We start from the raw sequence: 13,030 nt of genomic DNA, 5'->3' as shown, positions 1-13,030 counted from the left end.
ATCCTCCGTCTGACATTTTCACACTAATATTCTAACACCGGAATAAAATAATTTTTATGTAAAACTATCTCTTTTTATTGAGGATGGTAATGAAAATTTGGATTCTGTTCGTAATCAATTTTATCCCAGGCCTTTTTTAATTTGTTATCGATCTGTGCTTCATTTTCATGTGTAAGCTTAGTTTTACGATCAACCATGAATGGTTCGCCAAAACAAACTTCCAAAGGTTGCCTCTTTAACAATCCGGTAAAGGTTAGGGGACCTTGATAAACGACGGGGACTATGGGCTTATTCGACAGTTTGGCAATAGCAATAGTGCCACCTTTCATTTCAGCTGAATGTCTGGTACCTGAGGGGAAAATAATTAGTGAATAGTTCCCATTTTTCAAACCTTTAATTGGTGTTTTTAAAGCTGAAGGTCCAGGATGTTTCCGATCAACAGGAAAAGCATGTGCGTGCTTTAAGATAAAGCGCAATATGGGATTTTTGAATAATTCTATCTTAGCCATAAACATAAATTCTTTGGGACTAGCGGCAAGTGCAAACAATATTGGTTCCCACCATGTTCTGTGCGGTGCTGCTAAAATATAGTTGCCTTCTGGAATTCTTTCTTTATGATTAACGTGTAGATGTCCGTTTAATAGCCAAACTATAAAGCGAGCTACGGGACGAATAAAATGATAAAACATAATTTCCTCCAATTGATGTAGAATATTATAACAAAGCTGAGGAAGAGGACAAATTTTTATGGCAAAATTATTGAAAAATGAACGCATTGATTATATGTATAGTGATGATTTACGAATTATTCAAAATAAAACCTCTTTTAGTTTTTCTTTAGATACGCTGTTATTAGCGGCAGCCGCAAAAAATGCTATCAAAGACAGTTCTAAAGTAGCTGATTTATGTGCCGGCAATTGTGCAGCTACGATATACATGGCTTTTTTTAATCGTGCTAAATATGATGCAATTGAAATTCAAAAAGAAGTGGCATCACAGGCAAGACGATCTATTGCATTAAACCATATGGAAAACAGGATTCAAGTTTTTCAAGAAAATGTTAAGGATGCCCCCAAATTTTTAAGAAAAGATTCTTATGATGTTATTGTCGTAAATCCACCGTATTTTAAAGTGGCACCAAATCATAAAGTCAATCCTGATCCAGCAAAAGCCATTGCTAGACACGAGATCTTAATTAATCTTGAAGAAATAATTGCTGTAGCAAGCGGCCTGCTTAAGATGAAGGGAAAAATGTTTATGGTTCATAGGCCTGAGCGGTTAAACGAAATTGCTTATTTTTGTCTTCAGCATGATTTGAGTATAAAAGTGATCCAGCCATACGTTTCTCATCGCGGAGAAGACTGCAATTTAATAATTATTGAAGCCGTTAAACATACAGGTAGCGACGGACTAGTGTTAAAGGATGCAATTGAAGTACACGATCAACAAGGCAATTATCTTCCCGCTATTCAGTGTATCATTCGTGAGACTGAACAAGATAAGGTCAAAAGGAAAAAATTAAAAAAATACTTTTTTTATGTTTTGTTGTGCAGCGATGGCAGCTTTTATGGGGGCTTTACGGACGATCTATTAAAAAGATTAGAGGCTCATAACAACGGTAAGGGTGCTAAATATACTAAATCACGCAGACCAGTAAAATTAATTTATCATGAAGAATTTCAAGATAAAAATTTGGCACTTAAGAGAGAATACTGGTTTAAACACCATAACAGATTATGGAAAGAAAAGTTTTTAAAAGAGCATAAAGTTGACTTTTAGCCTTGCATCTTCAGCAATAATCTAGTATTATTTTAACGTATGCGTTTTAGCATATATGTAGAAAACATCAAGGGCGATCAGTATTTTGGTGCCACACAATGGTGAAATACTGAAATGACCGCTTGAGAGGATTAAAACCGTAGGAGGAATTTAATATGTCAGTAGTTTCAATGAAACAATTGCTTGAAGCTGGTGTCCATTTTGGTCACCAAACCAGAAGATGGGATCCTAAGATGGCTCCTTATATCTTCACCCAAAGAAATGGTATTTACATCATTGATTTGCAAAAAACCATCAAAATGTTGGATGATGCTTATGCCTTTGTTAGAGCCGTTGCTCAAAATGGCGGAGTTATTCTTTTTGTTGGTACTAAGAAGCAAGCACAAGATTCAATTGCTGAGGAAGCTACTCGTGCTGGTCAATACTACGTTAACCAACGTTGGTTAGGTGGTACCTTGACTAACTGGAAGACTATCCAAAGCCGAGTACAAAGATTAAAAGATTTGAAGAAGATGTCAGAAGATGGCACATTTGATGTGTTGCCAAAGAAGGAAGCCTCTCTTTTGACTAAAGAAAAGGATAAATTGGAAAGATTCTTAGGTGGTATTGAAGATATGCCTAGAATTCCTGACGTTTTATTCGTAGTTGATCCTAAGAAAGAAAAGATTGCTGTTCACGAAGCTAACATTCTTGGTATCCCTGTTGTTGCTATGGTTGACACTAACACTGATCCAGATCCAGTTGACGTAGTCATTCCTGCAAATGATGATGCTATCCGTGCAATTCGTTTAATTACTGGTGCCATGGCTGACGCTGTTATTGAAGGTAAACAAGGTCAAGATGACGATGATGCCGAGGCTGAAATGGCTAAGGGTGCAGAAGAAAAGCATGCTGATACTGAAAATGATGCAGAAAAAGCAGTAGAAGCTGAAGAAACTTCTGACGCAGATGAAGACTAGTTTTTAATTATCAATAAGTTTTTATTTGGAAGGGAAAATAATGGCAAGTATTACTGCTAAACAAGTAAAAGAATTACGTGACCGCACCGGTGCCGGCATGATGGATTCCAAGAAGGCTTTGGTTAAAGCTGATGGTGATATTGAAAAAGCAATTGACATTTTAAGAGAAAATGGCGTTGCTAAAGCTGCTAAGAAGAGTGGTCGTATCGCAGCTGAAGGCCTGGCTGAATATGCTTTTGATGGCAACGATGCAGTTGTGGTTGAAGTCAACTCAGAAACTGACTTTGTTTCATCTAATGATAAATTTATTAAGTTGGTAGACGATGTTACCAAAGCTATTTTGGCAGCGAAACCAGCAAACGTTGACGAAGCATTGAAAGCTCCGCTGGCTGATTCAACAATTGGTGATGCTATCACTAATTTAACAGCAGTTATTGGTGAAAAAATCACTTTAAGAAGATTTGATTTAATTACTAAAAATGATGACGAAGTCTTTGGTGCATACAAGCATAATGGTGGTGCAATTGTTGCGGTTGTTACCTTAAAAGGAAACAGTGAAGAAGCAGCCAAGAACATTGCCATGCACGTTGCCGCAATTAATCCAGAATACTTGAACAAAGATTCTGTACCAAAGGCTGACTTTGATCGTCAAAAAGAAGTTTTCACTAAGGAAACTGAAAATGAAGGCAAACCTGCTAAGATTATTCCTAAGATTGTTGAAGGTAGAGTAAACAAGTATCTTAGTGAAATTTGTTTAGTAGACCAACCTTATGTTAAAGATGGCGACATGACTGTAGCAGAATATGCTAAATCAGAAGGCTGCGAAGTTGTCGGCTACAAGCGCTACGAAGTTGGCGAAGGTATTGAAAAGAAGCAAGAAGACTTTGCTGCTGAAGTAAAAGAACAAATGAAATAGATATTTTTGATAAAATTATCTGATGAAAAGCTCTCATCTCTATTGATGAGGGCTTTTTGTATTCAGTTGAACGCTCATTTTAAGGTAACAAAAATCTTAATCAAGCCTAAATGATAAGAAAAAACAAGATAACGTATAAAATAAACAGCTATCTCAACAAAAAAACTTAAATTTTCTTTTATTTTTAAAAGCAATTTACATTTATTGCGGAATTTCTTTTAGAATTAGTGCAGTATTTATTAAAGGACAAAATTTTGTTTATAACTAGATTTATTTATAACGAGGTGATATTTATGGGTTTCTGGGTTATGATTCTTTCACTAATTTTCGGAGCAATACTAATATACCTTAGCTTTGCTGGTCGGCTTTCTAAAACAACAAAATATATTGCTTTTTTAGCAGGATTTTTACTGTTAGCTGGAGCCATTTTTATAGCTACACCAGACGGAGCGGACTTTATAATGAAAATCACATAGGAAAGTGAAATGTATTTAAGTGCTAGAGCTTTTATAAAAATTGGCACTGTATCTTGTTGCACTGGCAGCAAGATACTTTTTTTATAAAAATTGTGACTTTTATCACTTATGATCTTGACGATGAAGTTACTTCATCAATTAAAATAAATTTGTAAAAGATATTTAATAAGGAGATTTAAAGATGACTAAGAAATCATTTGTAGGTAAAGGCCAGGGATTTAAGAGTCAGATAGTTTTAAAAGGAGAATTTGCTGACAATAAATTAAGTGAAATAGAGTTAGTTTCAAGTAATGAAAGCCAAGATATCGGCGAAAAGGCTTTACCCAAATTAATTACTGCAGCTAATAAAAGTAAGAGTTTTCAAGTAGATGCTGTTTCTGGTGCTTCCAGAACCTCTAAGGGTTTTAATGATGCGCTAAAAGATATTGAGAATCAGCTTAATGGTGTAGAAGCCGAAACAGAAACTGCTGTAAAAGATGGTAATTATACAGTTGAAGTAAAGTCTTTTAAAGAAAACCAGGGACTGCCTGGTACTGGCAGGGCTTTGATGAATGTCACATTTAAAGATAATAAAATAACAAATATTGTTGTGCCAGAATATACTGATACGCCAGTAATTGGCGGAATGGCATTTGATTTGTTAAAAAATAAAATAATAGAAAATCAGTCTACTGCTGTTGATGTGATCACTAGTGCAACAGTTTCTTCAAATGCATACATTTCTGGTGTTGCAAAAGCAATTTCAAAAGCGGGTGGTAACCCTGAGTCTTTTACAAATCGCAAAATTCAAAAACCTGTTGCTAAGCATAAGGAAATACATACAGATGTTATAGCTATTGGAGCAGGTTTAACTGGGTTTAGTGCTGCAATTGAAGCAGCAGACGAAGGTGCTAAAGTAATCCTTCTAGAAGCAGGACAAACTTATAGCAGTTCTACTACCCGTGCACAAGGATTTGTCATGGGTGCTGATACGGATGAACAAAAGAGAAGGGGGATTAAGGACTCAGCCGATGACTTTTATAATGATTTAATGACTGTTTATGGTGATGAGCCAAATATTGAACCCAAATTGTTACGCAAGCTAGCTAATGAGTCTGCAGATTATATTTCATTTTTAGAAAATCAGGGAATAAAATGGGATAAAGTGGTTAATATAGCTCCTAAAAAGCCAAGATTAACAAAACGCGCTCACACTATTAAAGGTATGGGAACCACTTTAATTCATGCTCTGGTTGATTCAGCCAAAGCAAAAGGTGTAGATCTGCGATTGGGAATAAAAGTAGATGAGCTAATCGTGGAAGATGGAAAAGTTAAAGGTGTTAAAGCAACTACTGTAGATGGTGATAAACTGTCGATCTATGCGTCAGCGGTAATAGTTGGAACAGGTTCTTATACCGCAAATATGGCAAAAATTAAGGAACTTAATCCTAAAATGACCAATATAGAGGTAATAGTTGGCAATGGCGATGGATCAGCTTTGAACTTTTTCAAGCAGGTTAATGCCAAAATAATAAATGTTCCTTATTTGCAATTTATGTATTACTTTTACGGTGTCTCTTTTGGCGATAAATTCCCAGAGGCAATTCCTGAATCTCCTACTTTACCAAACTATGATGTCTTATGTGTTGATGGTGGCGGTCACAGACTGGTTTCTGAAGATGATTTCACATTTGAGTTTACTAAAAGATGCTGGCGTAATGGTTATGATGAAGGCTATGCCGTTTATGGGCAGAAGACGGCAGAAAAGTATCCAGTTATGACGGAATTGGGCCTAACCAAAAAGACAATTCATGGTAAAAACTTTGGTTATAAAGAAGATAATCTTGAAAAATTGGCAAAGGATGTTGGAATTAATCCTGATAACCTCAAAGAAACAGTTTCGCGGTACAATATACTCTGTGAAAAAGGAAAAGATGAGGACTTCCACAAAAACAGTAAAAATATGATCAAAATAACTGCGCCATTTTACATTTTAAGAATGCCACAAATTTGTACTGATGGTTATACTGGAGCAAAAATTAATGAAAACGGTCAGGTGCTCGATAATACTGAAAAGCCCGTTCCAGGATTATACGCAGCCGGTTCATGTGCTGACAGTGGAGTAATGGGAATCGATTACTTTGGAGATGGTATGTCATTACTAAATTGTGGAGTATTTGGACGCGCTGCAGCTAAAGATGCCGTTTCTAAATTGAATGAAAACTAGTTAAAAAAATTTAAAAGACTTTGACAAAATATGTTAAAGCCTTTTTTTCTGCTTTAATATAGCTATAAGCATGCAAAGGAAGTAGAAAAATGATAGATCATAAAGCGTATCCCTATGTTTATACTTCTTCACAGTTGGGAAAGTATTTTGGAATTTCCATTAAAGGCATAGAATATTATGAGAGAAAAAAATTAATCAAGCCTAAAAGAGTAGGCAATAATAATCAGAGACAGTTTAATTTAAATGATACATATCGAATTTTCATGGCTAGGTATCTTAGTCAGTCGGGTTTAACTCTTAATGACACACTGGATGTATTAAACGCTTCAAATGAACAAATTGCTTTAAAGTTTTTAGTAAAAAATTTGCATGATTCTGAAAAAGAATTTGACCGTATTAAAGCCTCCATAGAAGTAATGACTCACAACATAAAGCTTTTACAAAAAGTTTTGAACTATCACAGTTTTTTTGAAATAACAAAATCACCAACATTAAAAACATTGTTTTTACGAGAAATGGACGGCCCTCATAAAAGTAATCAAGAACAAACAGATGAATATCGCACTTGGAATGAGTTAATGCCAATAACCAATGGCTCAATCCGTTACAGAAAAAAGGATATTTTGAATAAAACATCAAAAATTGAACCAGAAATTGAAATGATTATCAGCGAAAAATATTTCAAAGCTTTTGGTTTAAAAAATAGTAATCGTGTTAATACTATCCCTTCCAAAACTTGCTTGCATACAGTTGTAGTGGGTAATGCTCAAAATATTGATAATAAGGGGTGGTTAAATTCTATAAGATCTTATTTAAAAGAAAATAATTATCTTTTAAATGGTGATATCATAACTTCCTTACTTTTAGTCTTAGATAATTCGCAAAAGCATATCAGATATGATGAGGCCTGGATACCAATAAAAAGTAAGTGGTGAAAATAGTAACATAGGAGGAAATTTATGAAGTTTTGGATTATGGTTTTAGGTCTTGCCTTTGGAGCAATATTAATTTATCTTGGTTTTGCTGGTCGGTTTTCTAAAACAACAAAATATATTGCTTTTTTGGTCGGTTTCTTGTTAATAGCTGGAGCTATTTTCTTATCTACACCAGACGGAGCCGAATTTGTAATGAAAATCACTTGATTTATCATGAAATCGCTTGCAAAAGATTAGCATTCCGTGTATACTTTAAAACTGCACTGTTAATTTACAGCGCAGTATTTTAGTTTTTAATGGAGGCGTGAAAATGGAATTTACTGAGCAAGATTTTGAAAATCGTAAAAATTTTGTCAAAGGTATGTTTTCTTTGGGCGGATTAAGTGAATGTGGCAAATCAGCTGCTGGAATCTATTTTGACAGCATTGGTATTAAACGAATGAAGATTATTGCAATAGAAAAAGAAATGATGATAGAACGTAATTATCAGTTCACTGGACATCCATCAGAACAAGATTTTACCAATCTTTATGCCAAAGACACTGAAAAAGTGTTTAAAGAGTTTTTATATCGTTTAATAGGTAAAATGCAAGAAGAAAATATTCATTATGCATCAATAGAAAGCCTCTACCGTTCGAAATTAGGTGTCTATCTTAAAAACGAACTGGGTCCTAAAATGATGAACATTTACGTTGAAGCGCCTCTTGAAGTTCGCGCACAAAGAGAATATAAAAAGCAAACAATCGATAACGGCGAGAATTTTACTTTTGATGAAATAGTAGAACGCACCAAAAAGAAGGATCAGTTCAAAATCAAGCATGGAGCGCTAAAAGTAAAGGATATAGCAGATATTATTGTTAACAATGACTCTTTTGTGGAAAATGAAAAACAATACTTAAATATTATGGCAGGCATTGCTTCTATAGTAAAAAAGTAAAAAAATAAAGCACTTTGACTCTTTTTAGTGTCAAGGTGCTTTTTGGTAAGAAATATTTATTATTTTAGACTAAACCCGCTTAAGAACTTTTTTGCTTTTGACCACCAAGTATGAAGACAATATGCTGAAGTGAAGGATAATGTCCATGTCAGTACCCACATGCCAAAAAAGGTTAGAAATGGGTGATAAACAGCATGATAACTCATATTTAAGCCACGCCACAGCAGTTGATTCCAAAACACATTTGATAAATATGCTCTATAGGCATAGGTTGCTAAAAAGTGAAAAACTTTTAAACAAGTTTCTGATTTGTGTCTAACGTTAAATAAACATAGTGCAGCTATCAAAGCAATTACAGCCAAGCAATAAAATGTCATTGATGGTTTATAATAAGGCGCGTTTGCAAAAAGAACCGGATGACCAAAGCCATGTAATTCAAAATTAGTCCAGAAAAAACATGCAGCAAAAACAACTAAAATTAGCCACCAAAACTTATATAGAAACGTGTTAACGTAATCCCTAAATTGCCACGCCAATACACCAAAAACACCGTAAATCACAAACGAAATGAAAATACGATCTAGCAGATACCAACTTTTTTCGTGTGGCCCATGAAAAACGTAAAAGTCATAAAACCACAGCCAGAAAAAATACAAAACAAACGTAATACCGGCAACTGATAAACCCCGTTTTACGTTGTTAGCAACATAACGACTGATTCCCCAGAAAATTGGCATCAAAATTATAAATTGTAACATCATGGTGTTATACCATAGATGAGGAGCAGCATTACCGTTGACAAATTGCCAGCAAAATGTACCAAAATTATTGAACTTTCTTATTTGCTGAAGCCAGGGCATTCCCAACAAGTAGATCAAAGTCCACCAGATTGTAGGAACAAACAAATTTGACCAGTTTGCTCGTAAATGTTTTTGATATGAAAAATTGCCTGCTATATCGTTAGTACGAATAGTTGTATACAAAATGCCAAAGATAAATGCTGGAGCAGTGTACTTAACCAAATTATACATAACGCCAAAAATATCTTGCGTATTATATGGTTGTCCCACTCCCATAATTAAGGACATTATTGGTTGAGACATAACGGCGCTGCAAGCAAAAACCTTTAGGTAATCACCTATGTCAGCTATTTCGTATGCCGGATAATGATATTTATCCATTTTATTTAAGACCTTTCTTAGTAGATTTGTGAGATCCCTAAGAAGTTAAATTCAATATATGCGCTTTTTTAAAAAAATGCAAGCTCATTTTCTGTAATTTAATATGATTGTGCTTCTACTAATACATTGGCAATTTCATTACTGAACAATCTTTGCGTGTCAGTTAATGTCTGGTGTGGCGTGTTTAAATAAATTATGCGATGAGGAGATTTAGGAATAATTCTGGCAATATCAATTGCATTAGAATTTTTAAAGTATTCTCCCCAAGTTACTGAAGGAATAAACCCTATTCCTAATCCAGCAATGATCATTTCTCTAACAGTCGCCGGTTCATCTGACTGGTATTTAAAATTCAATTTTAAATCATTACTGAGCATAAATTTATTGATAGTTTGCTGTAATTCTGTTTCGTCATTTTCACCTACAAAAGTAAAATTTTCTAGTTCAGTAATATTAAACATATTCTTTTTTCGCATAAAGTTTCTTTTCCAGCCAATTACAATTTCTTCTCTTAAAAGTGGAATTGTCGTAAAATCGGTGATCTTATTTGAAGAAATAATAAAATCGAATTGCTTGAGATCCTTGGCAAAGGTTGTCCTTTGATGAATGTTCAAACTGACATTGGGCAGTAATTTTTGCATTTTTAAAGCAATAATTGGAATTAAGGGAGAACCTACGGTAAAAAGTACGTTAATTTCACTGGTTTTGTTTATAGAATTAACCCTAACAGCGTTTATGCCACGATTCAATAAATTAAGGCTGTCAGAAACATACGTGTAAAAAACCTTTCCTTGTTGATTCAATTTAATAGTTCTTCCTTGACGATCAAACAACTTAACCCCAATTTCTTCTTCAAGTTGTTTAATCGTTTTACTAATTGCCGATTCACTTACAAACGCCCTTTTAGCAGCTTCAGTAACTGATCCAAGGCTTGCAACACTGACAAAATACTTCAGACCTGTTAAGTTCATTTTTTACCTTCACTAATAACTTTTTGGTTAACTATTATTCCTATTATCTATTATAAATGGTTATTAAATGGGATTAAACTAATATTGTGAGATCCAAAGAGGTGATAACGTGAAGTGTTTGTGGTTGTTTCCTGGGCAGGGAGGTCAAAACCCAGGTATGTTAAAAGATATAGACCCAGATTTGAAATTAAAAGTTGAAAATTGGACGGGAGTGAAGTTAACAGACAGTTTAGAAGGCTACCAAGATTCACAACAGATACAGCTAAGTATATTGCTTTTGCAAGTTAGCGAGGTTGATCAACTTAAAAAAATGGGTTGGCAACCAGATCTTGTTGCGGGTCATTCTCTCGGAGTTTTTGGCGCTGCTTATGCCGCAAATGTAATTACTAAAGAGGATGTTTTTAAATTAGTTAGTTTAAGGGCAAAATTAATGCAGTCTTCTTATCCAGAAGGCTATGGTATGGGAGTAATAGTAGGTTTATCTCGGCAAGAAGTTGCTGAAATGGTTAAAACTATACATACGTCAGAAAATCCGGTATATTTGTCCAATCAAAATTCGGAATTGCAAAACACATTGTCAGGCAAGCTTTCTGCCATTAAGCAGGTACTAAATCTTGCTACTAAAAGTGGTGCGACAAAGGCTAAATTGTTGCGCGTTCCCAACCCATCACATTCGCCTTTAATGGCAAAAGTAGCAAATAAATTGAGTCAGGAAATAACAAAGCTGAACTTGCAGGATCCTGACTGTATTTATCTAGCAAATAATAATGGTCATCCTGTGAAAAAAGCTGAAGAAGTTAAATATGATTTAGCAAATAATTTAATCCATCCAGTTTTTTGGGAAACAATGATCGATGTGGCGCTTGAGTATAATCCTCAAATTAGTATTGAGTTTTCTCCGGGGAACGCGTTTACCAAATTATTAAAAATGAAAACAGATCAAATAGCTAATATTGTTTTAAGTGAAATGTCAGTGTCAGATGCCGACTTTTTACTTAATAAATGGAAAGGATAATAAAATGAGTGAAAGAAATTGGCATTCTCATCGAGATGCAAAGCTTGCTCGGCTAAATAGTGCAAGTAAGCTTCTGGATGGTAAATTTGCTCAAACAGAAGATGTTGTTAAGGTTCTTGAGACTTTAATTAAGCCTCAGGATAAAGTGGTTTTAGAAGGTGATAACCAGAAACAGGCTTCCTTCTTGTCTGAAGCCCTAGCTAAAGTAGATGTGGAAAAAGTTCATGATTTGCATATGATTATGTCCAGCATTTCCAGGCCGGAACATCTTGATATTTTTGATTTAGGTATTGCTACTAAAATGGACTTTTCATATGCTGGCCCACAAAGTACGCGAGTATCACAGATGATTGCCGATGGGACCATGAAAGTAGGTGACATTCATACTTATCTAGAGCTTTTTGGGCGTTTGTTCATTGATTTAATTCCAAATGTTGTTTTAGTAGCAGCGGACAAAGTTGACCATGAAGGTAATTTATATACTGGCTTTAACACTGAAGAAACACCTACGATAGTTGAAGCAGCAGCTTTTCATGATGGAATTGTCATTGTGCAAGCAAATGAAATTGTTGACAAGGTTCCTCGGGTAGATATTCCAGCTGATTGGATAGATGTAGTCATTCCTGCTGATAAACCTTATCAACTTGAACCCTTGTTTACGCGTGACCCCCAAGCAATTAGTGAATTGCAAATTTTGATGGGAATGATGGCAATTCGCGGAATTTATGAAAAACATAATGTTCAAACTCTTAACCATGGTGTCGGCTTTAATACTTCTGCCATTGAGCTTTTACTACCAACATATGGCGAGCAGTTAGGCCTTAAAGGTAAAATTTGTCGTAACTGGGAACTGAACCCGACTCCAACTTTAATTCCTGCAATTGAAAGTGGCTGGGTCGATTCGATCCATTCATTCGGCGGAGAAGTTGGTATGGAAAAATATATTGCTGCTCGTCCTGACATTTTCTTTGTGGGTAAAGACGGCACTATGCGTTCTAACCGTGCTCTTGGGCAGGTAGCTGGTCAATATGCCTGCGATATGTTTGTTGGCTCAACTTTGCAAATTGATCAGTGGGGCAACTCTTCTACCGTTACTCATGGTCGTTTATCAGGCTTTGGTGGTGCTCCTAACATGGGCTCAAATCCAACAGGGAGACGGCATTCGACTGCAGCCTGGCAAAGCTTAAAGCCGGCTGATAATCCGTTAGCAAAAGGTCAAAAATTAGTGGTACAAATGGTTGAAACCTTTGGTTCAAATAAAAAACCAGTTTTTGTCGATCATTTGGACGCAGAGGAAGTTAGAAAAGAAGCAAAACTAGCTAATGTGCCAATCATGATTTACACAGAAGATACCACGCATATTGTGACTGAAGAAGGGATTGCATATCTTTATAAAACAGATAGTATGCAAGAGCGTAAAGCTGCTATTGAAGCAATTGCCGGTGTCACTCCTATTGGGCTTCGTTCTGATTCTGCAGAGGTTAAGAAATTGCGCGCCCAAGGGATTGTTGCTTTGCCTGAAGACTTAGGAGTTCGCAGACAAGATGCTAAACGCTCATTACTAGCTGCTCAAACAATGGATGATCTGGTCGAATGGTCACACGGTTTATACAATCCACCGGCTAAGTTCAGATCATGGTCATAATGGAGGTCAA

Annotated in this window: 12 protein-coding genes; 9 read left to right on the top strand and 3 right to left on the bottom strand. The window is 35.4% G+C overall.

What is annotated here, in order from left to right; all coding sequences use genetic code 11:
• Positions 1 to 74: 74 nt before the first annotated feature.
• Complete coding sequence (locus LDX54_RS05715) at positions 75 to 689, bottom strand: 1-acyl-sn-glycerol-3-phosphate acyltransferase (RefSeq protein ID WP_174795366.1); 615 nt, start codon at positions 687 to 689, stop codon at positions 75 to 77.
• Between the two features lie 58 nt (positions 690 to 747).
• On the opposite strand from LDX54_RS05715, the gene LDX54_RS05710 reads away from it, so the two are divergent.
• The 7 genes from LDX54_RS05710 to LDX54_RS05680 all read left to right on the top strand — a co-directional run bounded on the left by LDX54_RS05710 (position 748) and on the right by LDX54_RS05680 (position 8,208).
• Positions 748 to 1,779: a GIY-YIG nuclease family protein gene (locus LDX54_RS05710; RefSeq protein ID WP_265666631.1), complete on the top strand. Its 1,032-nt coding sequence runs from the start codon at positions 748 to 750 to the stop codon at positions 1,777 to 1,779.
• Positions 1,780 to 1,934: 155 nt separating this feature from the next.
• Complete coding sequence (rpsB, locus tag LDX54_RS05705; RefSeq protein ID WP_110446199.1) at positions 1,935 to 2,738, top strand: 30S ribosomal protein S2; 804 nt, start codon at positions 1,935 to 1,937, stop codon at positions 2,736 to 2,738.
• A 40-nt stretch (positions 2,739 to 2,778) separates the two neighbouring features.
• Complete coding sequence (tsf, locus tag LDX54_RS05700) at positions 2,779 to 3,654, top strand: translation elongation factor Ts (protein ID WP_110446198.1); 876 nt, start codon at positions 2,779 to 2,781, stop codon at positions 3,652 to 3,654.
• Positions 3,655 to 4,311: 657 nt separating this feature from the next.
• Entirely contained in the window at positions 4,312 to 6,336 is a 2,025-nt protein-coding gene (locus LDX54_RS05695; RefSeq protein ID WP_265666632.1) for an FAD-dependent oxidoreductase, read from the top strand.
• Between the two features lie 89 nt (positions 6,337 to 6,425).
• Positions 6,426 to 7,271 carry a MerR family transcriptional regulator gene (locus LDX54_RS05690; RefSeq protein WP_265666633.1) on the top strand — a complete coding sequence of 282 codons (846 nt, stop codon included), beginning with the start codon at positions 6,426 to 6,428 and terminating at the stop codon, positions 7,269 to 7,271.
• A gap of 24 nt (positions 7,272 to 7,295) precedes the next feature.
• A complete protein-coding gene (locus tag LDX54_RS05685) occupies positions 7,296 to 7,478 on the top strand; it encodes a hypothetical protein (RefSeq protein ID WP_122037689.1) in 183 nt (60 codons plus the stop codon).
• A 103-nt stretch (positions 7,479 to 7,581) separates the two neighbouring features.
• Positions 7,582 to 8,208 carry a hypothetical protein gene (locus LDX54_RS05680; protein ID WP_265666634.1) on the top strand — a complete coding sequence of 209 codons (627 nt, stop codon included), beginning with the start codon at positions 7,582 to 7,584 and terminating at the stop codon, positions 8,206 to 8,208.
• A gap of 59 nt (positions 8,209 to 8,267) precedes the next feature.
• Here LDX54_RS05680 and LDX54_RS05675 read toward each other — a convergent pair whose 3' ends face one another.
• Both LDX54_RS05675 and LDX54_RS05670 read right to left on the bottom strand, forming a co-directional pair.
• On the bottom strand, positions 8,268 to 9,389 hold the full coding sequence (locus LDX54_RS05675; RefSeq protein ID WP_265666635.1) for an acyltransferase family protein: 1,122 nt from the start codon (positions 9,387 to 9,389) through the stop codon (positions 8,268 to 8,270).
• Positions 9,390 to 9,487: 98 nt separating this feature from the next.
• On the bottom strand, positions 9,488 to 10,360 hold the full coding sequence (locus tag LDX54_RS05670; RefSeq protein WP_265666636.1) for a LysR family transcriptional regulator: 873 nt from the start codon (positions 10,358 to 10,360) through the stop codon (positions 9,488 to 9,490).
• A gap of 157 nt (positions 10,361 to 10,517) precedes the next feature.
• Here LDX54_RS05670 and LDX54_RS05665 point away from each other — a divergent pair, with 157 nt between their 5' ends.
• Both LDX54_RS05665 and mdcA read left to right on the top strand, forming a co-directional pair.
• Positions 10,518 to 11,375: an acyltransferase domain-containing protein gene (locus LDX54_RS05665; protein WP_046325227.1), complete on the top strand. Its 858-nt coding sequence runs from the start codon at positions 10,518 to 10,520 to the stop codon at positions 11,373 to 11,375.
• Positions 11,376 to 11,379: 4 nt separating this feature from the next.
• Complete coding sequence (gene mdcA, locus LDX54_RS05660) at positions 11,380 to 13,020, top strand: malonate decarboxylase subunit alpha (RefSeq protein ID WP_265666637.1); 1,641 nt, start codon at positions 11,380 to 11,382, stop codon at positions 13,018 to 13,020.
• Positions 13,021 to 13,030: the final 10 nt, after the last annotated feature.

Source organism: Lactobacillus sp. IBH004 (assembly GCF_026185255.2).
Taxonomy (GTDB): domain Bacteria; phylum Bacillota; class Bacilli; order Lactobacillales; family Lactobacillaceae; genus Lactobacillus; species Lactobacillus melliventris.
This window is presented reverse-complemented; position numbering and strand designations above follow the sequence as displayed.

Excerpts from the sequence above, each read along its gene's own strand:
- LDX54_RS05715 (WP_174795366.1), bottom strand. The coding sequence starts at position 689 with ATGTTTTATCATTTTATTCGTCCCGTAGCTCGCTTTATAGTTTGGCTA.
- LDX54_RS05710 (WP_265666631.1), top strand. The coding sequence starts at position 748 with ATGGCAAAATTATTGAAAAATGAACGCATTGATTATATGTATAGTGAT.
- rpsB (WP_110446199.1), top strand. The coding sequence starts at position 1,935 with ATGTCAGTAGTTTCAATGAAACAATTGCTTGAAGCTGGTGTCCATTTT.
- tsf (WP_110446198.1), top strand. The coding sequence starts at position 2,779 with ATGGCAAGTATTACTGCTAAACAAGTAAAAGAATTACGTGACCGCACC.
- LDX54_RS05695 (WP_265666632.1), top strand. The coding sequence starts at position 4,312 with ATGACTAAGAAATCATTTGTAGGTAAAGGCCAGGGATTTAAGAGTCAG.
- LDX54_RS05690 (WP_265666633.1), top strand. The coding sequence starts at position 6,426 with ATGATAGATCATAAAGCGTATCCCTATGTTTATACTTCTTCACAGTTG.
- LDX54_RS05685 (WP_122037689.1), top strand. The coding sequence starts at position 7,296 with ATGAAGTTTTGGATTATGGTTTTAGGTCTTGCCTTTGGAGCAATATTA.
- LDX54_RS05680 (WP_265666634.1), top strand. The coding sequence starts at position 7,582 with ATGGAATTTACTGAGCAAGATTTTGAAAATCGTAAAAATTTTGTCAAA.
- LDX54_RS05675 (WP_265666635.1), bottom strand. The coding sequence starts at position 9,389 with ATGGATAAATATCATTATCCGGCATACGAAATAGCTGACATAGGTGAT.
- LDX54_RS05670 (WP_265666636.1), bottom strand. The coding sequence starts at position 10,360 with ATGAACTTAACAGGTCTGAAGTATTTTGTCAGTGTTGCAAGCCTTGGA.
- LDX54_RS05665 (WP_046325227.1), top strand. The coding sequence starts at position 10,518 with ATGTTAAAAGATATAGACCCAGATTTGAAATTAAAAGTTGAAAATTGG.
- mdcA (WP_265666637.1), top strand. The coding sequence starts at position 11,380 with ATGAGTGAAAGAAATTGGCATTCTCATCGAGATGCAAAGCTTGCTCGG.